Annotated in this window: 40 protein-coding genes; 7 read left to right on the forward strand and 33 right to left on the reverse strand. The window is 45.5% G+C overall.

The features are described 5' to 3' along the window. Positions 1-517: 517 nt before the first annotated feature. Genes Q4Q52_RS21535 through Q4Q52_RS21550 form a run of 4 tightly spaced genes read right to left on the reverse strand, consistent with a single transcriptional unit; the run spans position 518 to position 4,123 of the window. Positions 518-1,105 (reverse strand): TlpA disulfide reductase family protein, encoded by a 588-nt coding sequence (locus Q4Q52_RS21535; protein WP_311991654.1) that lies wholly within the window; start codon positions 1,103-1,105, stop codon positions 518-520. Continuing rightward, the gene (nrfF, locus tag Q4Q52_RS21540) at positions 1,102-1,581 is read right to left on the reverse strand and encodes a heme lyase NrfEFG subunit NrfF (protein ID WP_006079712.1); all 480 of its coding nucleotides are present in this window, start codon (positions 1,579-1,581) and stop codon (positions 1,102-1,104) included. The genes Q4Q52_RS21535 and nrfF overlap by 4 nt, the downstream gene beginning before the upstream one ends. Next, positions 1,578-2,132 carry a DsbE family thiol:disulfide interchange protein gene (locus Q4Q52_RS21545; protein WP_006079711.1) on the reverse strand — a complete coding sequence of 185 codons (555 nt, stop codon included), beginning with the start codon at positions 2,130-2,132 and terminating at the stop codon, positions 1,578-1,580. The genes nrfF and Q4Q52_RS21545 overlap by 4 nt, the downstream gene beginning before the upstream one ends. Before the next feature lie 11 nt (positions 2,133-2,143). Further along, positions 2,144-4,123 (reverse strand): heme lyase CcmF/NrfE family subunit, encoded by a 1,980-nt coding sequence (locus Q4Q52_RS21550; protein ID WP_311991655.1) that lies wholly within the window; start codon positions 4,121-4,123, stop codon positions 2,144-2,146. Positions 4,124-4,523: 400 nt separating this feature from the next. Between Q4Q52_RS21550 and ccmI the strand changes: the two genes are divergently transcribed. Then, positions 4,524-5,777, forward strand: a complete 1,254-nt coding sequence (ccmI, locus tag Q4Q52_RS21555) for a c-type cytochrome biogenesis protein CcmI (RefSeq protein ID WP_311991658.1) — start codon at positions 4,524-4,526, stop codon at positions 5,775-5,777. A 61-nt stretch (positions 5,778-5,838) separates the two neighbouring features. Here ccmI and Q4Q52_RS21560 read toward each other — a convergent pair whose 3' ends face one another. After that, positions 5,839-6,138: a cytochrome c5 family protein gene (locus tag Q4Q52_RS21560; RefSeq protein WP_105251041.1), complete on the reverse strand. Its 300-nt coding sequence runs from the start codon at positions 6,136-6,138 to the stop codon at positions 5,839-5,841. Positions 6,139-6,456: 318 nt separating this feature from the next. On the opposite strand from Q4Q52_RS21560, the gene ccmA reads away from it, so the two are divergent. From ccmA to Q4Q52_RS21590, 6 genes are all read left to right on the forward strand, one after another. Next, the gene (gene ccmA / locus Q4Q52_RS21565; protein ID WP_131525727.1) at positions 6,457-7,107 is read left to right on the forward strand and encodes a cytochrome c biogenesis heme-transporting ATPase CcmA; all 651 of its coding nucleotides are present in this window, start codon (positions 6,457-6,459) and stop codon (positions 7,105-7,107) included. Positions 7,108-7,118: 11 nt separating this feature from the next. After that, positions 7,119-7,805 (forward strand): heme exporter protein CcmB, encoded by a 687-nt coding sequence (gene ccmB, locus Q4Q52_RS21570; protein ID WP_006079706.1) that lies wholly within the window; start codon positions 7,119-7,121, stop codon positions 7,803-7,805. Between the two features lies 1 nt (position 7,806). Next, the gene (locus tag Q4Q52_RS21575) at positions 7,807-8,553 is read left to right on the forward strand and encodes a heme ABC transporter permease (protein ID WP_105251039.1); all 747 of its coding nucleotides are present in this window, start codon (positions 7,807-7,809) and stop codon (positions 8,551-8,553) included. Continuing rightward, on the forward strand, positions 8,553-8,753 hold the full coding sequence (ccmD, locus tag Q4Q52_RS21580; protein WP_105253042.1) for a heme exporter protein CcmD: 201 nt from the start codon (positions 8,553-8,555) through the stop codon (positions 8,751-8,753). Before Q4Q52_RS21575 ends, ccmD begins: the two co-directional genes overlap by 1 nt. Continuing rightward, a complete protein-coding gene (gene ccmE, locus Q4Q52_RS21585; protein ID WP_105251038.1) occupies positions 8,750-9,238 on the forward strand; it encodes a cytochrome c maturation protein CcmE in 489 nt (162 codons plus the stop codon). The genes ccmD and ccmE overlap by 4 nt, the downstream gene beginning before the upstream one ends. A 142-nt stretch (positions 9,239-9,380) precedes the next feature. Continuing rightward, on the forward strand, positions 9,381-10,364 hold the full coding sequence (locus tag Q4Q52_RS21590) for an ABC transporter substrate binding protein (protein WP_311991656.1): 984 nt from the start codon (positions 9,381-9,383) through the stop codon (positions 10,362-10,364). A 57-nt stretch (positions 10,365-10,421) separates the two neighbouring features. Here Q4Q52_RS21590 and rplQ read toward each other — a convergent pair whose 3' ends face one another. From rplQ to rpsJ, 28 genes are all read right to left on the reverse strand, one after another. Next, complete coding sequence (gene rplQ, locus Q4Q52_RS21595; protein ID WP_006083573.1) at positions 10,422-10,817, reverse strand: 50S ribosomal protein L17; 396 nt, start codon at positions 10,815-10,817, stop codon at positions 10,422-10,424. Between the two features lie 40 nt (positions 10,818-10,857). Next, the gene (locus tag Q4Q52_RS21600) at positions 10,858-11,847 is read right to left on the reverse strand and encodes a DNA-directed RNA polymerase subunit alpha (protein ID WP_006083574.1); all 990 of its coding nucleotides are present in this window, start codon (positions 11,845-11,847) and stop codon (positions 10,858-10,860) included. 24 nt (positions 11,848-11,871) lie between these two features. Further along, complete coding sequence (gene rpsD / locus Q4Q52_RS21605; RefSeq protein WP_006083575.1) at positions 11,872-12,492, reverse strand: 30S ribosomal protein S4; 621 nt, start codon at positions 12,490-12,492, stop codon at positions 11,872-11,874. A 32-nt stretch (positions 12,493-12,524) separates the two neighbouring features. Beyond that, complete coding sequence (gene rpsK, locus Q4Q52_RS21610) at positions 12,525-12,917, reverse strand: 30S ribosomal protein S11 (RefSeq protein WP_006083577.1); 393 nt, start codon at positions 12,915-12,917, stop codon at positions 12,525-12,527. Positions 12,918-12,932: 15 nt separating this feature from the next. After that, on the reverse strand, positions 12,933-13,289 hold the full coding sequence (gene rpsM / locus Q4Q52_RS21615; RefSeq protein WP_011787581.1) for a 30S ribosomal protein S13: 357 nt from the start codon (positions 13,287-13,289) through the stop codon (positions 12,933-12,935). 117 nt (positions 13,290-13,406) lie between these two features. Next, the gene (rpmJ, locus tag Q4Q52_RS21620; RefSeq protein WP_006083579.1) at positions 13,407-13,520 is read right to left on the reverse strand and encodes a 50S ribosomal protein L36; all 114 of its coding nucleotides are present in this window, start codon (positions 13,518-13,520) and stop codon (positions 13,407-13,409) included. Positions 13,521-13,541: 21 nt separating this feature from the next. Continuing rightward, positions 13,542-14,882 carry a preprotein translocase subunit SecY gene (gene secY / locus Q4Q52_RS21625; RefSeq protein ID WP_311991657.1) on the reverse strand — a complete coding sequence of 447 codons (1,341 nt, stop codon included), beginning with the start codon at positions 14,880-14,882 and terminating at the stop codon, positions 13,542-13,544. A 7-nt stretch (positions 14,883-14,889) separates the two neighbouring features. Further along, complete coding sequence (gene rplO, locus Q4Q52_RS21630) at positions 14,890-15,324, reverse strand: 50S ribosomal protein L15 (RefSeq protein ID WP_006083581.1); 435 nt, start codon at positions 15,322-15,324, stop codon at positions 14,890-14,892. 3 nt (positions 15,325-15,327) lie between these two features. Further along, positions 15,328-15,510 (reverse strand): 50S ribosomal protein L30, encoded by a 183-nt coding sequence (gene rpmD / locus Q4Q52_RS21635; protein WP_006083582.1) that lies wholly within the window; start codon positions 15,508-15,510, stop codon positions 15,328-15,330. 6 nt (positions 15,511-15,516) lie between these two features. Further along, positions 15,517-16,020 carry a 30S ribosomal protein S5 gene (rpsE, locus tag Q4Q52_RS21640; protein WP_006083583.1) on the reverse strand — a complete coding sequence of 168 codons (504 nt, stop codon included), beginning with the start codon at positions 16,018-16,020 and terminating at the stop codon, positions 15,517-15,519. Between the two features lie 11 nt (positions 16,021-16,031). Next, positions 16,032-16,382 carry a 50S ribosomal protein L18 gene (rplR, locus tag Q4Q52_RS21645; protein ID WP_006083584.1) on the reverse strand — a complete coding sequence of 117 codons (351 nt, stop codon included), beginning with the start codon at positions 16,380-16,382 and terminating at the stop codon, positions 16,032-16,034. A gap of 10 nt (positions 16,383-16,392) precedes the next feature. Continuing rightward, the gene (gene rplF, locus Q4Q52_RS21650; protein WP_006083585.1) at positions 16,393-16,926 is read right to left on the reverse strand and encodes a 50S ribosomal protein L6; all 534 of its coding nucleotides are present in this window, start codon (positions 16,924-16,926) and stop codon (positions 16,393-16,395) included. Positions 16,927-16,936: 10 nt separating this feature from the next. Continuing rightward, positions 16,937-17,329, reverse strand: a complete 393-nt coding sequence (rpsH, locus tag Q4Q52_RS21655) for a 30S ribosomal protein S8 (protein ID WP_006083586.1) — start codon at positions 17,327-17,329, stop codon at positions 16,937-16,939. 24 nt (positions 17,330-17,353) lie between these two features. Then, positions 17,354-17,659 carry a 30S ribosomal protein S14 gene (gene rpsN, locus Q4Q52_RS21660; protein ID WP_006083587.1) on the reverse strand — a complete coding sequence of 102 codons (306 nt, stop codon included), beginning with the start codon at positions 17,657-17,659 and terminating at the stop codon, positions 17,354-17,356. A gap of 10 nt (positions 17,660-17,669) precedes the next feature. Continuing rightward, a complete protein-coding gene (gene rplE, locus Q4Q52_RS21665; RefSeq protein ID WP_006083588.1) occupies positions 17,670-18,209 on the reverse strand; it encodes a 50S ribosomal protein L5 in 540 nt (179 codons plus the stop codon). Between the two features lie 12 nt (positions 18,210-18,221). Continuing rightward, positions 18,222-18,536: a 50S ribosomal protein L24 gene (rplX, locus tag Q4Q52_RS21670; RefSeq protein ID WP_006083589.1), complete on the reverse strand. Its 315-nt coding sequence runs from the start codon at positions 18,534-18,536 to the stop codon at positions 18,222-18,224. Between the two features lie 11 nt (positions 18,537-18,547). Continuing rightward, positions 18,548-18,916 (reverse strand): 50S ribosomal protein L14, encoded by a 369-nt coding sequence (gene rplN / locus Q4Q52_RS21675; RefSeq protein ID WP_006083590.1) that lies wholly within the window; start codon positions 18,914-18,916, stop codon positions 18,548-18,550. Positions 18,917-19,096: 180 nt separating this feature from the next. Beyond that, entirely contained in the window at positions 19,097-19,345 is a 249-nt protein-coding gene (gene rpsQ, locus Q4Q52_RS21680) for a 30S ribosomal protein S17 (protein ID WP_006083591.1), read from the reverse strand. Beyond that, positions 19,345-19,536 (reverse strand): 50S ribosomal protein L29, encoded by a 192-nt coding sequence (gene rpmC, locus Q4Q52_RS21685; RefSeq protein ID WP_006083592.1) that lies wholly within the window; start codon positions 19,534-19,536, stop codon positions 19,345-19,347. Before rpmC ends, rpsQ begins: the two co-directional genes overlap by 1 nt. Next, positions 19,536-19,946: a 50S ribosomal protein L16 gene (gene rplP / locus Q4Q52_RS21690; RefSeq protein ID WP_006083593.1), complete on the reverse strand. Its 411-nt coding sequence runs from the start codon at positions 19,944-19,946 to the stop codon at positions 19,536-19,538. Before rplP ends, rpmC begins: the two co-directional genes overlap by 1 nt. 11 nt (positions 19,947-19,957) lie before the next feature. After that, a complete protein-coding gene (gene rpsC / locus Q4Q52_RS21695; protein ID WP_011787574.1) occupies positions 19,958-20,650 on the reverse strand; it encodes a 30S ribosomal protein S3 in 693 nt (230 codons plus the stop codon). Between the two features lie 9 nt (positions 20,651-20,659). Further along, a complete protein-coding gene (gene rplV / locus Q4Q52_RS21700; protein WP_006083595.1) occupies positions 20,660-20,992 on the reverse strand; it encodes a 50S ribosomal protein L22 in 333 nt (110 codons plus the stop codon). Positions 20,993-21,007: 15 nt separating this feature from the next. Next, positions 21,008-21,286 carry a 30S ribosomal protein S19 gene (gene rpsS / locus Q4Q52_RS21705; RefSeq protein WP_006083596.1) on the reverse strand — a complete coding sequence of 93 codons (279 nt, stop codon included), beginning with the start codon at positions 21,284-21,286 and terminating at the stop codon, positions 21,008-21,010. A 14-nt stretch (positions 21,287-21,300) separates the two neighbouring features. Then, positions 21,301-22,125: a 50S ribosomal protein L2 gene (rplB, locus tag Q4Q52_RS21710; protein WP_006083597.1), complete on the reverse strand. Its 825-nt coding sequence runs from the start codon at positions 22,123-22,125 to the stop codon at positions 21,301-21,303. Between the two features lie 16 nt (positions 22,126-22,141). Further along, the gene (rplW, locus tag Q4Q52_RS21715) at positions 22,142-22,444 is read right to left on the reverse strand and encodes a 50S ribosomal protein L23 (RefSeq protein ID WP_025008843.1); all 303 of its coding nucleotides are present in this window, start codon (positions 22,442-22,444) and stop codon (positions 22,142-22,144) included. Further along, entirely contained in the window at positions 22,444-23,049 is a 606-nt protein-coding gene (gene rplD, locus Q4Q52_RS21720) for a 50S ribosomal protein L4 (RefSeq protein ID WP_006083599.1), read from the reverse strand. Before rplD ends, rplW begins: the two co-directional genes overlap by 1 nt. 17 nt (positions 23,050-23,066) lie before the next feature. Beyond that, the gene (gene rplC, locus Q4Q52_RS21725; RefSeq protein ID WP_006083600.1) at positions 23,067-23,705 is read right to left on the reverse strand and encodes a 50S ribosomal protein L3; all 639 of its coding nucleotides are present in this window, start codon (positions 23,703-23,705) and stop codon (positions 23,067-23,069) included. 30 nt (positions 23,706-23,735) lie between these two features. Continuing rightward, on the reverse strand, positions 23,736-24,047 hold the full coding sequence (gene rpsJ / locus Q4Q52_RS21730) for a 30S ribosomal protein S10 (RefSeq protein WP_006083601.1): 312 nt from the start codon (positions 24,045-24,047) through the stop codon (positions 23,736-23,738). Positions 24,048-24,407: the final 360 nt, after the last annotated feature.

Raw genomic sequence — 24,407 nt, forward strand, 5'->3', positions numbered from 1 at the left:
TTCCGTCTTGCGACTTCAGCGGCTCAATGAATTCTGTCATTTGTTTCCGCTTTTAAAAAAGCGAAACCAAAATTATGTACATATTGCTATGAACACTCTTCATCATTGATTTAATTCTTTGATTACTCACTCGAAAGTAAAGTAATTTCGATTAACTCAACACCTGTGAGTGCCCACACAGATTTCTTGTTTTATCTTGTTAAAGAGCAACTCAATATCCGTAAGAGGACTTGAGTACCACACTGAGCGCCGAACGCTTCCAGTTGGCTAGGGCTGCGTATTCTACGCATTTCCCGTTTCGCGTCAAGGAGTTTTTTACAACTTCTTGCTGCGATTGAATTAAGTGGTTAAAAGCCATTCAATTCAACCTAACTCGCCAGCTTGCTTTCGCTGTCTGCCGTGTCAGTGGATGCGCATTATAGGGAGCAGGAGATTTTGTGCAAGGGCTTTTTTAATGAAAAAAGATCGCATGGCGATCTTTTAAACAATGGTGATTCTTTTACGTGCAGAGTGCCGATTAATTGGGCTTTTTACTGCCTTTATCGATAAATCCTTGGATTAGCGTGACAGCTTTGGCATCGTCCCAATCGACATAAGATCGAACAAAAGCTATCAATTGGCCCTGTTGATCAAGAATAAATGTCGCTGGAATCGTATCGAGCGGGAAAACATCCCCAAGACTTTGTGACTGATCGTAGTAAGAGTTGAAATTTGGCATACCTAACGAGTTTAAGAACGGTTGAACCTGTTGCTTACCTTCTGCATCAATAGAGATAGGCAATAGTACAAAGTCTTCGGCTTTGAACTTGGTCGCGAGTCTTTCGATTGCTGGCAGTTCCCTTACACAGGGTGGACACCAGGTCGCCCACATGTTCACCATGATGATCTTGCCTTTAAATTGACTGAAGTCGATGGCTTTACCATCGACGTCATTAAAGGCGACGGGCTCAATCGGGAAAGTCTTTGGCAAGACATTGATCAAATCAACGGTTGATTCCATCGGTTTAGTCGCCTGCTGCATGCCGGGGTACGCATGCGCGACCCCACCAGCAAGTAACGAAAAGAGGGATGACAACAATAATGCCTTTATGACTTTATGCTTCATTTAGTATTACGCTTTAGCAAGGTATCTAACTCTCGCTGATCTTCTTCGCTAATTTCGTTCGGTACATTACCGCTGATACGTTGTTTACGAATGAAGATAAAACCAATCACGAGACCCATAAGTAACAAACCGATAGGACCTAACCAAAGAATGTAGGTTTTGGTTTCCATCTTAGGGTTATAGAGTACGAACTCACCGTAACGGCTGGTCATAAACTCGATAATCTCATCATCGCCTTTACCTTCGTCTACCATCTTGAAGACTTCAAGACGCAGATCGCGCGCAACCGGTGAGTTTGAGTCGATCAAGTTTTGATTTTGACACTGTGGGCAACGTAGTTCATGAGCCAAAGATAAACCGCGCTTTTGATTTTCAGGCGTTTTGAATTCGTAAGTATCAACCGGTGTTGCCATAACGGCGGTCGTCATGCTGAATAACAGCACTAGACCACCAATGATTTTTGTCAGCGTTCTCATGATGCGCCATCCTTCGCCGCTTCAGCTTGTAATTGTTGGATCATAGGGTAAAGGGTTTCACTCCATACGCGTTGGTCGATTGGACCCGCATAACGGAAGCGGATAATACCGTTGTGATCAACCACAAAACTTTCAGGTGCACCATAGACCCCAAGGTCTAATCCTAAACGGCCATCTTTATCATAGATATTGACGTTATAGGGGTCGCCCTGACGCTTCAACTCTTCTAATGCGGGAGCACGCTCATCGCGATAGTTGATCCCGTAAATTGGCAGAAGATTTTTACGCTTTAGCATCACTAAGAAAGGATGCTCATATTTACAAGATGGACACCAAGTCGCCCACACATTAAGTAATGACACCTTACCTTTTAATTGCTCATTCGTAATGATCTCAGCTGGTGTCTCTAAGCGTTCCAGTTGGAAAGCCGGAATAGGCTTTCCTTCCAGTGCCGAATCCAATTGCTGCGGATTCAGAAATAAGCCTTTATATAGAAACACCCCCATGGCGAGAAATATAACCAATGGGATAAACAGAACCAACTTCTTCATACATTCCCCAATTATTGAGCCGTTGCCAATTTTGCCTTTTCGGCCAAAGGCGCGACGGCTGCAGTGACTTTCGCACGGTAACGTTTATCCGATGCCGCGAAGAATCCACCAATCATCATGAAAATTGCCCCAAACCATAACCAACGCACGAACGGCTTGTAGTTCAAACGAACCGCAAATTCAGTGCTGGTAATTGGATCGCCCATGGTCACATACAAGTCACGGAATAGACCCCAGTCGATACCCGCTTCTGTCATGTCCATTGTACGCACATTATATTGACGACGGTCTGGCTTGAGTAATGTCAGCAGCTCATCACCTTTGTAGACTTCTATCTGTCCCTGCATTGCAGTGTAGTTAGGACCCACTACGTTTTTGGTCTCGAGATACTTAAAGGTATAACCCGCAAGCTCTTGGCTGATCCCCGGTCCCATGCGAACACTTTTCTCAATCGAGTAATTCGACACCATAGTGGCACCAATCACAGATACAGCAATACCAAGATGCGCGAAGATCATACCCAGCTGGCTACGGCCCATACGGCTGATGCTGATATCACCTTCTTTCGACTTGACCATATTATAGGCCGCTCTAGCAGTCGCTAAGATAATCCAAGCCGCTGCCGCGATACCAAAGGCAACCCAAGTATTGAATACACCATCGACGATAAATGGCGTCACAATACCGATAGCCGCAGCAATCATTGCAGGGATCAATAACTGACGCTTAAGCTCGCCTGCTTTCGATTTTTTCCAACGGATAATTGGACCAATACCCATAAAGCCAAATAAGACTAATACGATAGGCACAAACACAGCGTTGAAGTATGGAGGTCCTACAGAGATTTTACCCATGCCGAGCGCATCGATGAGCAATGGATAGAGCGTACCCAATAGCACAGTACCTGCGGCAACAGTCAGTAACACATTACAGACCAGTAGCATGGTTTCTTTAGACTTCAGCTCGAAACGGGCTGGGCTGCTCATTTCACTGGCGCGGAAGGCAAACAGTGTCAATGAACCACCAATCGCTAAACCAAGTAACAACAGAATAAACATACCGCGGCTTGGATCGGCTGCGAATGAATGCACTGAGGTTAATACGCCAGAGCGAACAATAAAGGTACCAAGCAAACTTAAAGAGAAAGCAAAGATAGACAGTAATACGGTCCAGTTACGGAAGGCGCCGCGTTTCTCGGTCACAATCAAAGAGTGAACAAGCGCAGTACCCACTAACCAAGGCATGAAAGAGGCGTTCTCAACAGGATCCCAGAACCACCAACCGCCCCAGCCTAATTCATAATATGCCCACCAAGAACCTAGTGCGATACCTCCTGTTAGGAAGATCCAAGCGGCTAAGGTCCAGGGACGAGTCCAACGAGCCCATGCAGAATCGAGACGACCACTCATCAGCGCGGCAATCGCAAATGCAAAGCTCACCGAGAAACCCACATAACCTAAATACAGCATAGGTGGATGGAAGATTAATCCCACATCCTGCAGCATTGGGTTCAAGTCACGACCTTCGGCAGGGATCGGGAACAAACGTTCGAATGGGCTAGAGGTTAGTAGCATGAATAAGCTAAAGCCAATCACGATCAGCGCTAATACTGCCAGTACACGCGCAGTAAACACTTCCTCTAAACCTTTACTAAATAAGGCAACCGCTGCAGCCCAAGTCGATAAAGCAAACACCCAGAACAACAGTGACCCTTCATGACCGCCCCATACGGCCGAAATCTTGAAGAAGATAGGTAACTGAGAATTAGAGTGATGTGCCACATAAGCGACTGAGAAATCATCGACGGCAAAGCTATAGGCCAGCACGACAACTGATACAGTGATAAAAAAGAACATTCCGTACGTTAACGGCCAAGCATACCTAACAAGGTATTGATCTTTACGGGCAACACCTATTAGGGGGACGCTGATTAATAAGAAGGCAAAAGCCACCCCTATTATCAGCGCAAAGTGTCCAAGTTCTGGGATCATGGGTTTTCCTCAGTCTTCAATAATATGTTGATTTAGAAAGACTCTATCTCAACGCACAACATGTTATTCACGCAAATGCACGAAATGTTGCTCATTTTAGTATTTGCTATTGTTCCTGTCTGCCTCTTTCGTACAAAACTGGGTTACTTGTCTCATTCTCAATTTTAGAGGTTGTTGAAAGTCACGGAAGAGGCTCAGTTCTGCATGTGACCGACAAATGACACTTAAGTTTCATACAAAATTTACAAGAAGAATCAATTTGTGAACCAGTGCCCAACTATAAGCTTTCAGTACTGGGATTACCTTATATTACTGTTCAATGAACAATCTTTACGTATAATCTTGCTTCCAAGCCTAGCGGTTACTCCGCTTTCTGCAAACTAAAGTGAATATAGAAACAATGACGACATTTTGGATTTTTATTGCGCTTGTTATGTTAGTCGGCCTTATGCTGATTTGGATCCCGCATTTCAGACAGCAAAAATTGCTGAAAACGGAAGAAGCCGGAGTTCGTAAACAAACGAACCTTGAATTGTTCAATGAACGCTTAGCCACTCTTGAAAAAGAATTAAGCGAGGAGCTACTCGATCAAGCCGAATTCGATGCATTGAAAAAAGAGCTTGAAATCAGTCTACTCCAAGACATCAAACAAGCGAGTGATGATTCACTGGTCAACCAAATCAAGCCAAAGACGATTCTGTGGCCGTCGATCATGTCAGTTTGTTTGATTGTCATCTCAGGCTATCTCTATCAACACTTAGGTGCCTTCGAGAATATTGATAGTGCTCAACAACCTGCAAATCCACATGCAGGAATGGATACGGCTCAAATCATGATGCAACGCGTGCAGATGATGGAGGCTCAAGTTAAAGCCGAGCCAGAAAACAGCCAACTGTGGTTTAGCTTAGGTCATGCTTATGTATCAGCAAACCAATACGATAAAGGGATTGCGGCTTTCGATAAAGTAATCGAATTGGTCGGAAAACATGCAGAATTGCTCGGTCCAAAAGCGACAGCTATGTATTACAAAGCGGGTCAACAAATGACACCGCAAATCCAAGCGATTATCGATGAATCTTTAGCTATGGATGCTCAAGATCCTTCAACGTTATTACTTGTAGGTATGGATGCCTTCTTTACGGCTGATTACAAGAAAGCCATCGCCTCTTGGCAAACCATTTTGGATAGCGATCGTGCCGATGTTGATCGCGCAGCCTTAATGAATGCTATCGAAACCGCTAACTTACGTATGCAGTCTGAAACAGCGGGTATGCCAAATGATGAAGCCCACAAGCAAGTGAAAGCAAGTGCGACCAAATCAGTCAATGTCACTATATCTATCTCTGCAGAACTTGCCGCTAAAGCCAGCCCTGAAGACACTATCTTTATCTTTGCCCGTGCAACTGAAGGACCAAAAGTCCCATTAGCGGCGACCAAAGTCAGTGCTAAGTCGCTCCCAATTACGGTGACATTAGATGACAGCAGCGGTATGGGTGGTGATAAGAAGTTGAGTGACGCAACCAATGTGGAAGTGATTGCTGTGCTGTCTAAACAAGGTAATATCAAACCGCAAACGGGTGATATTCAAGGCAAGATCAGTAAAGTCGCCGTAGGCGATACAGCGAACCTAGTACTTGATACTCAAGTGCAATAAATCGCAGTTAATTGCAGATATAAAAAAACCGGCTTTCGCCGGTTTTTTTATATCTGAAGAATTACTTAGCTGTAGACATAAATTTGATAGCAGCTTTGTAATCATCATCAGTACAATCAGTACACATACCGCCTGGTGGCATAGCATTCAGACCGGTTTTCACACTCTTCACTAGAGCATCAACGCCCTTAGCTAAGCGTGGTTCCCATTCTGCAGCGTTGTGCACTTTTGGAGCACCAGCAACACCCATGCTGTGGCATACGGTACATGCCTTATTATAAATAGCCTCAGCATCTTGAGCTGAAGCGTTAACTGACATAGTCAAAGCAGCGACAGCAGTCATTGCTAACAGTTTTTTCATGTTCAATGTTCCTAATGCAAATACGTACAAAGCTCGGCGCCGCCCTTACTTAGGCAGACTCATTATAGCCGACTAAGATTACTACAAACTTCAAGAAATCTCATCTTTTTGTGATTAGAATCTCAACACAAAATGAATCAGGCGACAAGGATGACAAATTCGTTAATATATTAGCAAGTCGTAAAAAAGTTCGATAAATATTGCGGTTATTGGAACCACATCATATTGCTGACATCTAGTGCAAACCAAGAGTAAACCCCCAATAACGTTTGTGTTAGAATGACTTGTGTTTCCTTCCGGCTTGAGATAGAGGGTTCAGTGACAAATATAACTAAAGAAACCACATTAGTGTCAGCCAGCAAGCTGACCTGTATCCGCGAAGAACGTATCCTTTTTGATGAGTTAAGTTTTGATATAAATGCCGGTGACATTGTTCAGATTGAAGGCCCTAACGGCGCAGGAAAGACCAGTTTATTACGCATATTGGCGGGCCTTTCTCGCCCCTATGCCGGACAAACTTTTTACATTAATGAAGACATAAACCGTTGCCGCGATGAATACAATGAAGACCTCTTGTATTTAGGCCATTTAGCTGGCGTGAAATGCGAGCTGACTGCCGAAGAAAACCTTAATTTCAATTTAAGAATCAGTGGTTATGATGACTTTGATACGTCAGAGATTTTAGCCAAAGTCAATTTAACGGGCTTTGAAGAAGCTCTCGCGGGGCATTTATCCGCAGGCCAGCATCGCAGAACAGCACTATCAAGATTGTGGCATAGCAACTGTAAAATTTGGATCCTTGACGAACCTTTTACTGCAATCGATAAAAAAGGCGTCGAAGAACTGGAGCAGTTATTTATTCAGCATGCGGATAATGGTGGCTGTGTGATCCTCACAACTCACCAAGATATGGGCATTATCACAGATGATAGGCTTCGTAAAATTCGTCTCGATTATCGCTTCATATAAGGTCAGGCTCAATGAAAAGAGGCATCAGTTTTACCCAAGCATTTTTCACCTTGCTGCAGCGAGATCTTAAAATTGCTATTCGCCACCGCGGCGACATTTTTAACCCACTGCTATTTTTTATTATGGTCGTTACCTTGTTTCCGCTGGGAATTGGACCAGAGCCGCAAATGTTAGCACGTGTAGCGCCGGGGATAATTTGGGTCGCCGCATTATTAGCATCAATGTTGTCACTTGAAAGGCTTTTCAAAGCCGACTTTAGTGATGGTAGCTTAGAACAAATGCTATTAAGTCCACAGCCATTAGCCATTCTCGTATTAGCTAAAGTGTTAGCCCACTGGATTTTAACTGGTGTGCCACTGATTATTATCGCACCACTGTTAGCGGTATTACTCAATCTAGACGGCAACAGCTACGGTGCGTTAATTTCAACGCTTGCGCTAGGCACGCCAGTATTGTCGCTGTTAGGTGCTATTGGTGTGGCATTAACCGTCGGTCTAAGGAAAGGCGGCGTGTTACTCAGCTTACTTATTTTGCCCCTATATATCCCAGTACTCATTTTTGCAACGAGTGCCATAGACGCGGCAGGAATGAATTTACCCTATGATGGTCAGCTCGCTATAATAGGCGCTATGCTGGTCGGATCGTTAACCTTAGCACCTTTTGCAATTGGTGCATCTCTGCGAGTGAGTACTAACTAAAATGTGGAAATGGTTACACCCTTACGCGGATCCTGAACGCGCATATAAATTATCAGGAACTTTATTTCCATGGTTTGCGATCTTAGCCGGTCTATTGATTGCTGTTGGCACGACATGGGGACTTGTCTTCGCGCCGACGGATTACCAGCAGGGAGATAGCTACCGTATTATCTTTATCCATGTTCCTGCCGCGTCTATGTCAATGGCGGCTTATATGGGTATGGCAACCGCGGCCTTTATCGGTCTAGTTTGGCAGATAAAACTTGCCGACTGGGCTGCAGCATCTATTGCTCCCATTGGCGCAGTGATCACCTTTATCGCACTCTTTACCGGAGCAGCATGGGGTAAACCTATGTGGGGTGCCTGGTGGGTATGGGATGCACGCTTAACTTCTGAGCTGGTATTACTATTCCTATATCTAGGTGTGATCTCGCTCTATGCCTCATTTGAGGATAAAGTGCTCGCAGCTCGTGCAGCAGGGATCTTAGCGATCGTCGGTGTGATCAATATTCCTATCATCAAATACTCAGTTGAATGGTGGAGCTCATTACATCAACCGTCGACAATACGCATTACCGAGAAATCGACAATGTCGACGGAAATGCTCTATCCACTGTTAATTAACATACTGGGCTTCGGTCTTATGATTGGCGCCATCACTATTGTCCGTTTTAGAGCAGAAATTTTAGCAAGAAATGGCATGCGCCCCTGGGTCCGTGAACTAGCTAAAGCGGAGGAGGTCAAATGATGCAATTCGATTCAATCAGTGATTTTTTTAATATGGGCGGCTATGCATTCTATGTATGGCTATCCTACGGAGTGACCTTCTTCTGCCTCTCTACGCTCATCATTACCAGCGCACGCCAAAAGCGTAAGGTGTTAATTGATATCGCGAAGAAGATGGATAGAGAAGAACGCCTAAAAGAAACTAGGAGTACTAAATCGTGAACCCAAGACGCAAAAAAAGACTGACATTAGCTGTAGCATTAATCGGTGGCGTTGCTGCGATTACTTCGCTTTTGCTCTATGCGCTGAACTCCAACTTGAACTTATTCTATACTCCGTCTGAAATTGTCCACGGCAAGACAGACACTGGCGTAAAACCTGAAATTGGCCAACGTATTCGTGTCGGCGGAATGGTGACGGTAGGTTCGATGGTGCGAGATCCCAAAAGCTTGCATGTCGAATTTGCAGTGCATGACTCCCTCGGCGGCGAAGTACTGGTCACTTATGACGACTTATTACCCGATCTTTTCCGTGAAGGACAAGGCATAGTTGCTCAGGGTGTACTGGGTGCTGATGGCAAACTAGAAGCAACTGAAGTACTCGCCAAGCATGATGAAAACTACATGCCACCAGAAGTCGCTGAAGCCATGGGCCAAAAGCACGAAAAGTTAGATTATAGCCAGCAAAAGGCACCTGATACTAAGTAGGTTATTGATGGATCAGCAATAGCGTACAAACTAAGCCTCCTAGCTTAATAACTAGTGAGGCTTTTTTATTATCTGAATATGCACAATTAAAGGTGGACTATACTCTAGGCAGCGCCAATACCTAAGACTGCATATGATTCAAATGAGACAACTGAACTCTAGTTTGCAACACATTCTAAGCTTCCTAATTATCTGCTTGGTAGGCCTCTCTCATGAAGCCAATGCTGCTAAAGTTGTTGTTATCGAAAGCTACCATCATAGCTATCAATGGGACCAAGAATACTATCAAGCGATTTATGACACGCTCAGCCCTCACCATGATGTTAGTTATTTCGAGATGGATACCAAACGCTTACCCCAAGAGCAATTTGCTGAACGGGCTGACTTAGCATGGAAATACATTCAACAACAAGCACCTCAATTGGTTATTCTCGCCGATGATAATGCGGTTAATCTCTTACACCAGCGCCTAAATGACAGCCTAATCCCAGTAGTCTATTTAGGGGTGAATATGAATCCTAGAGAATATCATCTCAATGAACACAAACGCTTCACAGGCGTCATTGAGAGACCACTACTACGACGTTCACTACTGCTCATTCAACGTTTACTACCGCAAACTGTGCATAGAAAAATCTTAGTTCTATTCGACCAAGGAGTCACCTCTGACTCAGCGGCTGAATACATCAGTAAACAACACTCAAGCATGTTAGGCGATATCGAAGTTAATTTAGTGCAATTGTCACAGCTAACAGATTGGCAGCGGAATGTATTGACCGCGAAGGAACAGGGTTATAACGCTATAGTCGTGGCGCTATACCACACAGTTCGAGATGCAGATCAGCTCCTAAAATGGATATCTGGACATTCTCCGGTACCGAATTTTGGGTTTTGGGGATTTAGTGTCTCTGCTGAAGGCAATATTGGCGGCTATGTTCTCGATGGCTATCATCATGGAAAGATTGCAGCGAATATGGCGACAAAAATACTCGGCGGCGAGAAACCCGAAAATATTTTCCCAGTAACAGATGATCTTGGAAAATACATGTTTAGCCAGAAAGGCTTAGCTAAATGGAATATCATCCTCCCAAAAGAAATCGAGAAAACCACACTTTGGGTAAAATAGTAAAAAAGGCATAAAAAAGCCGGGCTAATGCCCGGCTTTTTAAAAGTGTAACCTTAATTACTCAGCAGCTTCAACATCAACAGCTTGAGCAGCTTCTGGGCGACCAACTAGCTCGATGTAAGCCATAGGGGCTTTATCACCAGCACGTAAACCGCACTTAAGGATACGGGTATAGCCACCAGGACGTTCCTGGTAACGTGGACCCAACTCAGTAAATAACTTACCAACGACTTCAGCGTCGCGAGTACGTGCAAACGCTAAACGACGGTTTGCAACGCTGTCACTCTTAGCAAGTGTTATCAGAGGCTCAACTACGCGACGCAGTTCTTTCGCTTTAGCCACAGTTGTCTTGATGATCTCATGACGAACTAGTGAACCGGCCATGTTGCGAAACATGGCTTGGCGATGACTGCTGTTACGGTTTAGTTGACGACCACTCTTACGATGGCGCATGACCTAATCCTTATAACCTAAATCTGTACAAACCTGAGACTTATAGGTCGTCTGCTAAACTAGCTGGAGGCCAGTTTTCCAAACGCATACCTAACGACAGTCCGCGAGAAGCTAAAACATCCTTAATTTCAGTAAGAGATTTCTTACCTAAGTTCGGGGTTTTCAGCAACTCAACTTCAGTGCGCTGTACCAGATCTCCGATGTAATGAATCGCTTCGGCTTTCAAGCAGTTAGCCGAACGTACAGTTAGCTCTAAATCGTCGACAGGACGCAGCAGAATCGGATCGAATTCCGGCTTCTCTTCTTTCAGCTCTGGCTCAGTCACGTCACGTAATTCAACAAACGCATCTAGCTGTTCAGCTAAAATTGTTGCAGAACGACGGATAGCTTCCTCAGGATCGATAGTACCGTTAGTGGTCATATCGATAACGAGTTTATCTAAGTCAGTACGCTGTTCTACACGTGCTGCTTCTACATTGTAGGCAATACGCGCAACTGGCGAGAAAGAAGCATCAACCAGCAAGCGGCCGATTGGGCGATCATCGTCTTCAGTCTGTGCACGAGCAGATGCTGGTACATAGCCACGACCACGCTCAACGCGAATACGCATGCTGATATCATTGTTACCTGTCAGGTGACAGATAATATGATCAGGATTCACGATAGTGACATCACCATCATGCGTGATATCTGCTGCGATGACAGGGCCTGCGCCGGACTTGCTCAACGTAAGCATAGCCTCGTCTTTACCCTCGATAGTCACTGCTAACCCTTTCAGGTTTAACAAGATCTCAAGGATATCTTCTTGAACGCCTTCCTTACTGCTGTATTCGTGCAGTACACCGTCAATCTCGACTTCGGTAACCGCGCAGCCGGGCATAGACGACAATAGGATGCGACGCAACGCGTTACCTAAAGTGTGGCCGAAACCACGCTCAAGTGGTTCCAATGTAACCTTGGCACGTGTTGAGTTAACCTGCTCGATATCAACGAGACGCGGTTTAAGAAATTCTGTAACAGAACCCTGCATTGTGTCCTCTCTTGTTTGTTAGCCTTACTTAGAGTAAAGCTCGACGATCAGCTGTTCGTTAATTTCCGCAGACAAATCGCTACGTTCTGGAACGCGCTTGAAAGCACCTTCCATTTTCGCGTTGTCGACTTCAACCCATGTAGGCTTCTCGCGTTGAGCTGCCACTTCTAAAGCCGCTTTAATACGAGCTTGAGTACGTGACTTCTCGCGGATGCTCACAACATCATTCGCAGACACTTTGAATGATGGAATGTTAACAACACGACCGTTAACCATAATAGATTTATGGCTTACTAGCTGACGTGATTCTGCACGAGTTGCACCGAAGCCCATACGATAAACAACGTTATCAAGACGGGTTTCTAAAAGCTGAAGCAGGTTTTCACCTGTGTTGCCTTTAGTACGTGCAGCATCTTTGTAATAGTTACGGAATTGTTTTTCTAACACACCGTAAATACGACGAACTTTTTGTTTTTCGCGTAACTGAGTACCATACTCTGACAAACGTGGCTTACGAGCGCCATGTTGTCCAGGTGCAGTTTCCAGTTTACACTTTGAATCGATTGCTCTCACACCGCTTTTTAAGAAAAGGTCTGTACCTTCTCGGCGGCTGAGCTTGAGCTTGGGACCCAAGTATCTTGCCATGATCTTTCTCCAACTATCCTAATGAAACGACGTTATACACGACGCTTTTTAGGAGGACGACAACCATTATGAGGGATCGGCGTCACATCGGTAATGTTGGTAATTTTATAACCAACAGCGTTCAGCGCACGAATGGCTGACTCACGACCTGGACCTGGACCCTTCACAAACACTTCAAGGTTTTTTAAACCGTAGTCTTGAGCAGCAGCACCTGCACGCTCAGCAGCCACCTGTGCAGCAAATGGAGTAGATTTACGTGAACCACGGAAACCTGAACCACCTGAAGTAGCCCATGACAACGCATTACCTTGACGATCTGTAATGGTGACAATAGTGTTGTTGAAAGAAGCATGGATATGAGCCATGCCATCTGCAACCTGTTTACGTACGCGCTTACGCGGAGAACGTGACGGAACTTTAGCCATTGCTTTACCTTCCCGTTACTTTCTAATTGGTTTACGTGGACCTTTACGCGTACGCGCATTGGTCTTAGTACGTTGCCCACGGAGAGGCAGGCTACGGCGATGGCGGAGACCACGATAACAACCAAGATCCATAAGACGCTTGATGTTCATTGAAATCTCACGACGTAAGTCACCTTCTACTAGGTATTTAGCGACTTCTTCGCGTAGTGTGTCTATTTGAGCTTCGCTCAATTCCTTGATCTTAGCAGTTTCAGCGATTGCTGTAGCCGCGCAGATTGCTCTAGCGCGAGTACGGCCGATGCCGAAAATTGCAGTCAATGCGATGACTGTATGCTTTTGATCAGGAATGTTAATGCCAGCGATACGGGCCACTATGCACTCCTTAAAGTTAAAGGCCAACTGCGAAAAGCCCGAAAGGATACTCGACAGTCGACAGATTTGCAAACAAAATTTTGTTCAGCCCAATTCATGGGCTGAACAAATTACTTTTTAGCCTTGACGCTGTTTGTGTTTTGGTTCAACACAGATAACGCGTACAACGCCACTACGCTTGACGATCTTGCAGTTACGGCAGATCTTCTTCACGGAAGCTCGAACTTTCATTTCATCACTCCGTAAAGCTACTTAGCGACCAAAGCGATCTAAATTCGCTTTGTTTACTAGGTTAGCTTTCTTCATCACAGACTCATACTGATGAGACATCATATGCGTCTGAACCTGAGCCATGAAGTCCATGATCACGACTACCATAATGAGTAGTGAAGTACCGCCAAAATAGAACTGTACTTTCCACGCGATTAACATGAACTCCGGAATTAAGCAGATAAAGGTTATGTATAACGCGCCTGCCAATGTCAAACGGGTCATAACTTTATCAATGTAACGCGAAGTCTGTTCTCCAGGACGGATCCCAGGGATGAATGCACCACTCTTCTTCAAGTTATCTGCTGTTTCACGTGGGTTAAACACCAACGCAGTATAGAAGAAACAAAAAAAGATAATCGCTGTTGCATATAATAATGAGTAAAGCGGTTGTCCAGGTGACACAGCCAGTGAAAAATCACTTAACCATGAAATAGACTCATTTTGACCGAACCACTGAGCCAGTGTTCCAGGGAACAAAATGATGCTTGACGCAAAAATTGGCGGAATAACACCTGCCATGTTTATTTTCAGCGGTAAGTGGGTACTTTGCGCAGCGAACACCTTACGGCCTTGCTGACGCTTAGCGTAGTTAACGACGATACGACGCTGACCACGTTCCACGAACACTACAAAATAAGTCACTGCAAACACAATTACCGCGAGCAACAACAATACTAACACATTCAAGTCACCTTGACGCGCCTGCTCAGCCGTTTGGCCGATAGCGGAAGGTAATCCAGCAACAATACCTGCGAAAATTAAAATCGAGATACCGTTACCTATACCACGTTCGGTAATCTGCTCGCCTAGCCACATAAGGAACATAGTTCCTGTCACTAAGCTCACAACCGCAACAAAGTAGAACCCAAATCCAATGTTGACCACAAGGCCTGGCACTAAGTTTGGTAACCCGGTTGCAATACCGACCGACTGGAATGTACCCAGCACTAAGGTACCCCATCTGGTATATTGACTGATTTTCTTACGTCCTGATTCGCCTTCTTTTTTCAATTCAGCGAGTGCAGGATGCACGACAGTCAACAATTGCATGATAATCGATGCCGAAATATACGGCATGATACCTAATGCAAAGATAGAGGCACGCGAAAGGGCGCCACCCGAGAACATGTTAAACATGCCCAGGATGGTCCCTTTTTGCTGAGCAAACAGCTCTGCTAATACAGCTGCGTCAATACCAGGAATTGGCACAAACGAACCGGCTCTAAAGACGATAATCGCACCAATCACGAACAGGAGGCGAGCTTTCAATTCTGAAAGTCCACCTTTCGCGCTTTTTAAATCAAGTCCTGGTTTTGCCATCGACGTATTATTCCTCGATCTTACCGCCGGCAGCTTCAATAGCTGCACGTGCACCTTTGGTTACCTTCAGACCTTTAACAGTCACAGGGCGCTCAATGGTACCTGAAAGAACAATTTTCGCAAACTGGATGTTGCGAGTTATAACGTTCGCATCTTTCAGAGCGTTTAAGTCGATAACATCACCGTTAACTTTTGCCAGTTCGAGTACACGAACTTCAGCTGTTACCATAGCGCGACGCGAGGTAAAACCAAATTTAGGTAAACGGATTTTAAGTGGCATTTGACCACCTTCAAATCCTGGGCGTACACCGCCACCAGAACGAGACTTTTGGCCTTTATGACCACGACCCGCTGTTTTACCTAGACCTGAGCCCATACCACGGCCTACACGCTTTGGTGCATGCTTAGAGCCTGCAGCTGGAGATAGAGTATTTAAACGCATCTATTAATCCTCCACCTTAACCATGTAGTAGACCTTGTTGATCATACCGCGAACTGAAGGAGTATCTTCTAATTCAACAGTGTGACCAATGCGACGCAAACCAAGACCCGTTAGGGTTGCACGGTGCTTCGGTAAACGACCGATACCGCTTTTAGTTTGAGTAACTTTTACAGTTTTAGTTGCCATGGTGCATTACCCCCGAATTTCGTCAACATTCAGGCCACGCTTAGCTGCGATTTGCGAAGGTGACTTCATGTGCACCAAAGCATCGACAGTCGCGCGAACGATGTTGATCGGGTTAGTAGAACCGTATGCTTTTGACAGAACGTTATGAACGCCTGCTACTTCCAATACGGCACGCATTGCGCCACCGGCAATAATACCAGTACCTTGTGATGCAGGTTGCATGTACACAAGAGAACCAGTATGACGACCTTTAACTGGGTGATGCAGAGTACCTGCATTCAACTCAACGGTCACAATGTTACGACGAGCTTTTTCCATAGCTTTTTGAATCGCTGCTGGAACTTCACGTGCTTTGCCATAGCCATAGCCAATCTTACCGTTACCGTCACCCACTACTGTCAGTGCTGTGAAGCTAAAGATACGACCGCCCTTAACTACTTTAGAAACACGATTAACTGCAATCAATTTCTCTTGCAGATCGTCTTTTTGCTGAGCTTCTAATTTAGCCATTTTATAACCCCTTAGAACTTCAGGCCAGCTTCACGAGCTGCATCTGCTAAAGCAGCTACACGACCGTGATACTTGAAACCAGAACGATCGAACGCAACTGAAGTTACGCCTTTTTCGATCGCGCGCTCAGCAACAAATTTACCTACTGCTTTCGCTGCGTCTACGTTACCGGTACTCTTCAGTAGCTCTTTAACCGCTTTTTCTACGGTTGAAGCAGCTGCCAACACCTGAGCTTCAGGATTGATCACCTGAGCATAAATGTGACGCGGTGTACGATGTACAACCAGACGGTTCACGCCCAGCTCTTGGATCTTCTTACGAGCGCGAGTAGCGCGACGTAAGCGAGATGTTTTCTTATCCATATCGCGTTACCTACTTCTTCTTAGCCTCTTTACGGCGTACTACTTCGTCGTCATAGCGAACACCCTTGCCTTTATATGGCTCTGGTGGACGGTATCCGCGAATCTCAGCAGCGACTTGGCCAATTAACTGTTTATCAACGCCACGTAGGACGATGTCAGTTTGGCTAGGGCACTCTGCAGTAACGCCTGCGGGCAGTTTGTGTACTAACGGATGAGAGAAACCTAAAGTAAGGTCAATGTCAGAACCGACGAGTTTCGCACGGTAACCAACGCCAACTAACTTTAATTTACGCTCAAAACCTTGAGATACACCAACAACCATGTTGTTTACTAATGCACGAGTTGTACCAGCCTGTGCCCAAGCGTTAGAAACGCCTTCAACAGGGAGGAACTTAACTACGCCAGCTTCAATAACAACATTGACCGCATTGTTGATCACTCGAGTCAGACTACCTTTTCCGCCTTTGACGGTAAGGGTCTGTTCGTTCAAGGTCACCTCTACGCCAGCTGGAATAGATACTGGTGCTTTTGCTACACGAGACATTCCTAGCTCCTTAAGCTACGTAGCAGATAACCTCGCCACCCATGCCTGCAAGGCGGGCGGCACGATCAGTCATCAAGCCTTTAGAAGTGGACACAATTGCGACACCCAGACCGCCCATCACCTTTGGAAGTTCGTTTTTACCTTTGTAAATACGAAGACCAGGGCGACTTACACGCTGGATAGTCTCAACGACTGGTTGGCCTTGGAAATACTTTAAAGTAACTTCCAGTTCAGGCTTGGCTTCATCTGCTACGGCGTAATCAGCGATATAACCTTCATCTTTAAGTAGTTTCGCAATTGCGACTTTCAACTTAGCTGAAGGCATCTTCACCGATACGTGGTTAGCAGCTTGGCCGTTACGAATACGGGTTAACATATCCGCAATAGGATCTTGCATGCTCATATTAGCTTACTCCGTGACAAGTGCTTACCAGCTGGCCTTACGCAGGCCAGGAACTTCACCACGCATGGTTGCTTCACGTAATTTGATACGGCTTAAGCCGAATTTACGTAAGAAGCCATGAGGGCGACCAGTTTGATTACAACGATTGCGTTGACGCGCAGCGCTGGAATCACGTGGTAGAGCTTGCAGCTTAAGTACCGCATCCCAACGATCTTCGTCAGAAGAAGCTGGACTTGCAATGATAGTCTTAAGAGCCGCACGCTTTTCAGCGTACTTGGCCACGAGCTGTGCACGTTTAGCTTCACGTGCTTTCATTGATGTTTTTGCCATTACGCTACCCTTATTTCTTGAATGGGAAGTTAAAAGCGTCTAACAAAGCACGACCTTCTTCATCATTCTTCGCAGTAGTAGTGATAACAATATCCATACCACGAATCTTATCGATTTTATCGTAATCGATTTCTGGGAAGATGATCTGCTCACGCACGCCCATTGCGTAGTTACCACGGCCGTCAAACGCTTTAGCGCTTAAGCCACGGAAGTCACGAATACGTGGGATTGCGATATCGACTAAACGCTCTAAGAATTCCCACATACGCTCACCGCGTAGGGTAACTTTACAGCCAATAGGGTAGCCTTCACGGATTTTAAAACCAGCAACTGACTTACGAGCTACAGTCACTACTGGTTTTTGACCAGCGATTGCAGTCATATCACGGACAGCATGGTCCATGATTTTCTTGTCTGCAACAGCTTCGCCAACACCCATGTTCAGGGTGATTTTCTCAATCCGAGGGACTTGCATGACACTGGTATAACCGAACTTTTTAGCAAGTTCAGCGACAACAGTCTCTTGGTATTTATCATGCAGTTTCGCCATCGTTTACTCCAATTACTTAACGAGTTCACTGTTCGATTTGAAGAAACGAACTTTTTTGCCGTCTTCAAAGCGGAAACCAACGCGATCAGCTTTGCCAGTGGCAGAGTTGAAAATCGCTACATTTGATGCTTGTATCGGTGCTTCTTTCTCAACAATACCGCCAGCTACGCCCAATTGTGGGTTTGGCTTTTGGTGTTTTTTGACAAGATTGATGCCTTCAACAATCAATTTACCAGTAGGAAGGACTTGAGAAACTTTTGCACGTTTACCCTTGTCTTTACCTGCTAATACAATCACTTCGTCTTCACGACGTATTTTAGCTGCCATTTTGAAGCTCCTTACAGTACTTCTGGTGCCAGCGAGACAATTTTCATAAATTGCTCATTACGCAATTCACGTGTCACTGGTCCAAAGATACGAGTACCAATCGGCTGCAGGTTGTTGTTCAAAAGAACAGCTGCATTCCGATCGAAGCGAATGACAGAACCGTCTGGACGACGTACGCCTTTCTTAGTACGGACTACCACCGCGTTATACACATCGCCTTTCTTCGCTTTAGCGCGAGGAATCGCTTCTTTAACAGAAACTTTGATGATGTCGCCGATACCGGCATAACGACGATGAGAGCCACCCAAGACCTTAATACACTGAACTCTGCGTGCGCCGCTGTTACAAGCAACGTCAAGAGTCGATTGCATTTGGATCATTTTAAGTGCTCCGCTATCGTTACTACACAATTCCCACTATGGGACAATAAAAACACTCATTTTTGCTATTAATTTAGTCAAAAATGGCGCGCAAATATAACACCATAAAAGTGGAATGTATAGTATTAAAAAACAAACGGCCCCACATTCTGGAGCCGTTTACCTAAATACCTAATTAACTTAGGCCTTTGATACTACTTCAACCAGGGTCCAAGACTTAGTCTTAGACAAAGGACGACATTCGCGAATCGCTACTAAATCGCCTTCATTGCACTGATTAGTTTCGTCATGTGCATGGATCTTCGTCGTACGCTTAATGTATTTCCCATAAATTGGGTGTTTCACTTGGCGTTCGATAGCAACAGTAATGGACTTGTCCATTTTGTTGCTAGTTACACGACCCTGCAAAGTACGGATTTTATCAGACATTATGCACCCGCCTTAGAAGTAATAATGGTCTTAACGCGCGCAATGTTACGGCGCACCAATTTCAGTTGATTAGTCTGAGTCAACTGACCAGTGGCGTGTTGCATACGCAGGTTAAACTGCTCACGCAGCAGACCAAGTAGTTCAGCGTTCAGTTCTTCAACGCTCTTTTCTCTCAGTTCGCTCGCTTTCATTACATCACCGTCTTAGTTACGAAGGTAGTCTTAATTGGAAGCTTGGCAGCAGCTAAAGCAAACGCTTCACGAGCGATCACTTCAGAAACACCATTCATCTCATAAAGAACCTTACCAGGTTGAATCTGACATACCCAGTATTCAACGTTACCTTTACCTTTACCCATACGCACTTCAAGAGGCTTAGAGGTAATCGGCTTGTCCGGGAAAACTCGAATCCAAATTTGTCCCTGACGCTTAATGTGACGTGTCATGGCACGACGTGCAGATTCGATCTGACGAGCAGTTAAACGGCCACGGCCGACTGCTTTCAGACCAAAAGTACCAAAGCTAACTTCGGTACCGTTCGCCAGACCGCGGTTGCGGCCTTTGAACATCTTGCGAAACTTCATACGTTTAGGTTGCAGCATTGCCGGCTCTCCTATTTACCACGAGGCTTGCGCTTAGGTTGCTGCTGCTTCGGTTCTTCAATCTGTGGCAGCATTCCATCTAGAACTTCACCTTTGAAGATCCAAACTTTAACGCCAATCACACCGTATTGGGTGTGACTTTCAGATGTAGAATAGTCGATATCAGCACGCAAAGTATGTAAAGGTACACGACCTTCACGATACCACTCATCACGCGCAATCTCAGCTCCGCCTAAACGGCCACTAACTTGTACTTTGATACCTTGAGCACCAATACGCATTGCGTTTTGTACTGCGCGCTTCATAGCACGACGGAACATAACACGACGCTCTAATTGCTGTGCAATTGAATCAGCAACTAACTTGGCATCTAGCTCAGGTTTACGGATCTCAGCGATGTTAATTTGAGCAGGAGTGCCAGCAAGTTTTGACACTGCAGCACGCAATACTTCAACGTCTTCACCTTTCTTACCAATCACAACACCTGGACGGGCAGTGTGAATCGTAACGCGGATGCTTTTCGCTGGACGTTCGATAACAATCTTAGATACTGAAGCAGCTTGTAATTTCTCTACAAGAAACTTACGCACTTCCCAGTCGCTGTTCAGATTATTTGCGTAATCTGATTTATCTGCGTACCAGGTAGAGATCCAAGGCTTGGTGATACCCAGACGGATACCATTAGGATGTACTTTCTGTCCCATTGCTCTCTCCTAGCGATCTGATACAACCACAGTAATGTGGCTGGTACGCTTCATGATACGATCAGCGCGGCCTTTAGCACGTGGCATGATACGCTTCATAGTTGGGCCTTCATCTACGAAGACGGCTCCTACTTTAAGCTCATCAATATCCGCACCTTCGTTGTGTTCGGCGTTTGCGATAGCTGAGTCAAGTACTTTTTTAACCAGTACGGCGGCTTTCTTGGGGCTGAAAGTCAAAATTTCGAGTGCCTTAGCAACAGGCAAACCACGAATTTGATCAGCAACCAGACGGGCCTTCTGCGCAGACGTACGGGCAAAACGATGTTTAGCTAAAACTTCCATCTTATTCCTCCCGTATTAACGCTTCTTCGCTTTCTTATCAGCGGCATGGCCACGATAAGTGCGAGTTGGTGAAAATTCACCAAGTTTGTGGCCGATCATTTCGTCAGTTACGAACACAGGAACGTGCTGACGACCATTATGGACAGCGATGGTCAAACCAATCATATTTGGAATGATCATAGAGCGACGTGACCAAGTCTTAATAGGCTTTTTGTCACCGGCTTCCATCGCTTTCTCTACCTTCTTCAGCAAGTGCAGGTCAATGAAGGGACCTTTCTTGAGAGAACGTGGCATGGCGAATCCTCTTACTATTTATTACGACGACGTACGATGTACTTGTCAGTGCGCTTGTTACTACGAGTTTTATAACCCTTAGTTGGCACACCCCATGGAGTCACTGGGTGACGACCACCAGAAGTACGGCCTTCACCACCACCGTGTGGATGGTCTACTGGGTTCATTGCAACACCGCGAACTGTAGGACGAATGCCTCTCCAGCGCTTAGCACCTGCTTTACCTAACTGGCGTAGCATGTGTTCGGCATTACCAACTTCACCAAATGTCGCGCGGCAATCAACTGGCACTTTACGCATTTCGCCTGAGCGAAGACGTAGAGTGGCATATGCGCCATCACGAGCAACAACTTGTACATAAGCCCCTGCAGAACGAGCGATCTGAGCACCTTTACCAGGCTTCATTTCAACAGCGTGAACTACAGAACCTACTGGGATGTTGCGTAGTGGCATAGCGTTACCGGTTTTGATCTCGGCAGCAACACCAGACTGGATCTTATCGCCAGCTTGCATGCCTTTGGCAGCAAGAATATAACGACGCTCACCATCCGCATACAATACTAACGCGATGTTAGCTGTACGGTTTGGATCGTATTCCAGACGCTCAATCTTTGCAGGGATACCATCTTTATCGCGTTTGAAGTCGATTAGACGATAATGCTGCTTATGACCACCACCTACGTGACGGACAGTGATACGGCCAGTATTGTTACGGCCACCACTTTTAGATTTTTTCGCCAACAGGCCAGCAAAGGGTTTACCCTTATGCAGGTCAGTGTTCACCACTTTAACTACGTGGCGACGACCTGGAGAGGTTGGCTTACACTTAATAACTGCCATGATAATTCTCCTTTGCTTACTCAGCGCCGCCGACGAAATCGATGTCAGCACCAGCAGCTAGAGTTACATAGGCTTTTTTCCAATCGCTACGACGACCAGTACGGCCACCAGTGCGTTTAGTTTTGCCTTTGCTTACTAAAGTGCGAACTGAATCAACTTCAACTTCAAATAGCTTAGCAACAGCAGCTTTAATTTCAGCTTTAGTTGCATCGATAGCTACGCGGAAAACAACAGTGTTGTGCTTCTCAGCGTTCACAGTGCTCTTTTCAGAGATGTGTGGAGCGAGAATAACTTTTAGCAAACGTTCTTCGCGGATCATCATGCTAGCATCTCCTCGATTTGCTTCACTGCGTCAGCAGTCACAAGCACAGTGTTGAACGCGATCAGACTAACTGGGTCAAGACCCGCTACGTCACGAACGTCAACTTTGTACAGGTTACGAGCTGCTAAGAATAAGTTCTCATCAACTTCTGCAGTCACAATCAGAACGTCTTCAAGGTTCATTGCTTTCAATTTAGCTTTCAGCTCTTTAGTTTTAGGAGCTTCAACACCGAAAGATTCAACAACAACCAGACGCTCTTGACGTACCAATTCAGACAGAATGCTTTTCAGCGCGCCGCGGTACATCTTTTTGTTAACTTTTTGGCTATGATCTTGGGTTTTAGCAGCGAATGTTACGCCACCGCCACGCCAGATTGGGCCTTTAACAGAACCAGCACGAGCACGGCCAGTTCCTTTTTGGCGCCAAGGCTTTTTGCCTGAGCCAGTTACTTCCGCACGAGTCTTTTGAGCACGAGTGCCCTGACGCGCGTTTGCAGCGTATGCTACAACTACCTGATGAACCAGTGCCTCGTTAAAGTCACGGCCGAAGGTAGTTTCGGAAACTTCAAGAGCGCTTTGCGCGTCTTTCAATACCAATTCCATTACTATCTCCTCAGACCTTAAGCTTTAACGGCAGGCTTGATAATCAAGTCGCCATTGGTAGCGCCAGGAACAGCGCCACGGACTAGTAGCAGGTTACGCTCAACATCTACACGAACTACAACTAGATTTTGAGTAGTAACACGCTCGGCACCCATATGGCCTGACATTTTTTTGCCTTTGAATACGCGACCAGGCGTTTGGTTCTGACCGATAGAACCATTCGAGCGGTGCGACAAAGAGTTACCGTGAGTCATATCTTGAGTACGGAAGTTCCAACGCTTAACACCGCCTTGGAAGCCTTTACCTTTTGATTGACCAGTAACATCTACTTTCGCTACGTCTGCGAAAATATCAACATTTAGCTCAGCACCAACTTCAATGCCCTCGCCTTCACCGTCTACCAAACGCATTTCCCACAAACCACGACCGGCTTCAACACCGCTCTTGGCAAAGTGACCTGCTTCTGGTTTAGTGATGCGATTGGCTTTTTTGGTGCCAGTTGTAACTTGAAGTGCACGGTAGCCGTCAGTTTCTAAAGTTTTCACTTGAGTAACACGGTTGCCTGCAACTTCAATTACAGTAACTGGTATTGAAACACCATCTTCAGTGAAGATGCGAGTCATACCAACTTTACGACCAATAAGACCGATAGCCATCTCTCAAACCTCTTCTTACTAGGATCTCAATTAACCCAAGCTAATCTGTACGTCGACACCAGCCGCAAGATCTAAACGCATTAACGCGTCAACAGTCTTTTCAGTTGGCTCTACGATGTCAACCAGGCGCTTGTGTGTACGTAATTCGTACTGGTCACGAGCATCTTTATTAACGTGCGGAGAGATCAAAATGGTATAACGCTCTTTGCGAGTAGGTAGTGGAATTGGACCACGAACCTGCGCGCCTGTACGCTTAGCAGTTTCAACGATTTCCGCTGTAGACTGATCAATTAAGCGATGATCAAATCCCTTTAAGCGGATACGGATTCTTTGGTTCTGCATTGACCAGAGCTCCTAAAATGGACATATAAAAAATCACCCTCTAGCTTCTTCTATATAGAAAAGCAGAGCGAGATGATTTAACCGTTCGACTCCCAATCGGAGCCGCTATGATAATGATTAACTTCAGCGACTAATCATTTAATTCGTCAACCTAAGTCGACGAGGGGGCCATTATACCTATCTAAATCCGGATATCAAGCCCGCTGTGTAAATAGTCATCAAATAACTATTCAACTTCAGAGTGGCGAGCATTTTACACAAATCTGCAGATAAAACTAGCCCTAAAACAAAAAAGGAAGCCGAAGCTTCCTTTTCAAACTAATCTCTGTCGCGATTAAGCGATGATTTTAGCTACTACAC

The sequence above is a fragment of the Shewanella sp. SP1S2-4 genome (genome assembly GCF_031932075.1).
GTDB classification, from domain to species: domain Bacteria; phylum Pseudomonadota; class Gammaproteobacteria; order Enterobacterales; family Shewanellaceae; genus Shewanella; species Shewanella baltica.

Coding starts and splice junctions, on each gene's coding strand:
- Q4Q52_RS21590 (WP_311991656.1), top strand. CDS start 9,381: ATGAGACAACTGAACTCTAGTTTGCAACACATTCTAAGCTTCCTAATT.
- rplD (WP_006083599.1), bottom strand. CDS start 23,049: ATGGAATTGGTATTGAAAGACGCGCAAAGCGCTCTTGAAGTTTCCGAA.
- rpsC (WP_011787574.1), bottom strand. CDS start 20,650: ATGGGACAGAAAGTACATCCTAATGGTATCCGTCTGGGTATCACCAAG.
- Q4Q52_RS21600 (WP_006083574.1), bottom strand. CDS start 11,847: ATGCAGGGTTCTGTTACAGAATTTCTTAAACCGCGTCTCGTTGATATC.
- rplV (WP_006083595.1), bottom strand. CDS start 20,992: ATGGAAGTTTTAGCTAAACATCGTTTTGCCCGTACGTCTGCGCAGAAG.
- ccmB (WP_006079706.1), top strand. CDS start 7,119: ATGAAAAGAGGCATCAGTTTTACCCAAGCATTTTTCACCTTGCTGCAG.
- Q4Q52_RS21575 (WP_105251039.1), top strand. CDS start 7,807: ATGTGGAAATGGTTACACCCTTACGCGGATCCTGAACGCGCATATAAA.
- secY (WP_311991657.1), bottom strand. CDS start 14,882: ATGGCAAAACCAGGACTTGATTTAAAAAGCGCGAAAGGTGGACTTTCA.
- rpsJ (WP_006083601.1), bottom strand. CDS start 24,047: ATGCAGAACCAAAGAATCCGTATCCGCTTAAAGGGATTTGATCATCGC.
- rplB (WP_006083597.1), bottom strand. CDS start 22,125: ATGGCAGTTATTAAGTGTAAGCCAACCTCTCCAGGTCGTCGCCACGTA.
- rpmD (WP_006083582.1), bottom strand. CDS start 15,510: ATGGCAACTAAAACTGTAAAAGTTACTCAAACTAAAAGCGGTATCGGT.
- rpsH (WP_006083586.1), bottom strand. CDS start 17,329: ATGAGCATGCAAGATCCTATTGCGGATATGTTAACCCGTATTCGTAAC.
- rpsK (WP_006083577.1), bottom strand. CDS start 12,917: ATGGCTAAAGTTCCGTCACGTTCTCCGCGTAAGCGCGTACGTAAACAG.
- Q4Q52_RS21545 (WP_006079711.1), bottom strand. CDS start 2,132: ATGAAGAAGTTGGTTCTGTTTATCCCATTGGTTATATTTCTCGCCATG.
- rpmC (WP_006083592.1), bottom strand. CDS start 19,536: ATGAAAGCGAGCGAACTGAGAGAAAAGAGCGTTGAAGAACTGAACGCT.
- rpsS (WP_006083596.1), bottom strand. CDS start 21,286: ATGCCACGTTCTCTCAAGAAAGGTCCCTTCATTGACCTGCACTTGCTG.
- rpsQ (WP_006083591.1), bottom strand. CDS start 19,345: ATGTCTGATAAAATCCGTACTTTGCAGGGTCGTGTAACTAGCAACAAA.
- Q4Q52_RS21535 (WP_311991654.1), bottom strand. CDS start 1,105: ATGAAGCATAAAGTCATAAAGGCATTATTGTTGTCATCCCTCTTTTCG.
- rpmJ (WP_006083579.1), bottom strand. CDS start 13,520: ATGAAAGTTCGAGCTTCCGTGAAGAAGATCTGCCGTAACTGCAAGATC.
- Q4Q52_RS21560 (WP_105251041.1), bottom strand. CDS start 6,138: ATGAAAAAACTGTTAGCAATGACTGCTGTCGCTGCTTTGACTATGTCA.
- rplW (WP_025008843.1), bottom strand. CDS start 22,444: ATGATCCGCGAAGAACGTTTGCTAAAAGTTATTCTCGCTCCACACATC.
- rpsN (WP_006083587.1), bottom strand. CDS start 17,659: ATGGCAAAAACATCAATGAAAGCACGTGAAGCTAAACGTGCACAGCTC.
- rpsE (WP_006083583.1), bottom strand. CDS start 16,020: ATGGCTAAATTAGAAGCTCAGCAAAAAGACGATCTGCAAGAGAAATTG.
- rplO (WP_006083581.1), bottom strand. CDS start 15,324: ATGCGTTTAAATACTCTATCTCCAGCTGCAGGCTCTAAGCATGCACCA.
- rplP (WP_006083593.1), bottom strand. CDS start 19,946: ATGCTGCAACCTAAACGTATGAAGTTTCGCAAGATGTTCAAAGGCCGC.
- rplQ (WP_006083573.1), bottom strand. CDS start 10,817: ATGCGCCATCGTAAGAGTGGTCGTCAACTAAACCGTAACAGCAGTCAT.
- rplF (WP_006083585.1), bottom strand. CDS start 16,926: ATGTCTCGTGTAGCAAAAGCACCAGTATCTATTCCAGCTGGCGTAGAG.
- ccmD (WP_105253042.1), top strand. CDS start 8,553: ATGCAATTCGATTCAATCAGTGATTTTTTTAATATGGGCGGCTATGCA.
- rplX (WP_006083589.1), bottom strand. CDS start 18,536: ATGGCAGCTAAAATACGTCGTGAAGACGAAGTGATTGTATTAGCAGGT.
- rplR (WP_006083584.1), bottom strand. CDS start 16,382: ATGGATAAGAAAACATCTCGCTTACGTCGCGCTACTCGCGCTCGTAAG.
- rplN (WP_006083590.1), bottom strand. CDS start 18,916: ATGATCCAAATGCAATCGACTCTTGACGTTGCTTGTAACAGCGGCGCA.
- rplC (WP_006083600.1), bottom strand. CDS start 23,705: ATGGCTATCGGTCTTATTGGTCGTAAAGTTGGTATGACTCGCATCTTC.
- rplE (WP_006083588.1), bottom strand. CDS start 18,209: ATGGCGAAACTGCATGATAAATACCAAGAGACTGTTGTCGCTGAACTT.
- nrfF (WP_006079712.1), bottom strand. CDS start 1,581: ATGAGAACGCTGACAAAAATCATTGGTGGTCTAGTGCTGTTATTCAGC.
- ccmI (WP_311991658.1), top strand. CDS start 4,524: ATGACGACATTTTGGATTTTTATTGCGCTTGTTATGTTAGTCGGCCTT.
- Q4Q52_RS21550 (WP_311991655.1), bottom strand. CDS start 4,123: ATGATCCCAGAACTTGGACACTTTGCGCTGATAATAGGGGTGGCTTTT.
- rpsD (WP_006083575.1), bottom strand. CDS start 12,492: ATGGCAAGATACTTGGGTCCCAAGCTCAAGCTCAGCCGCCGAGAAGGT.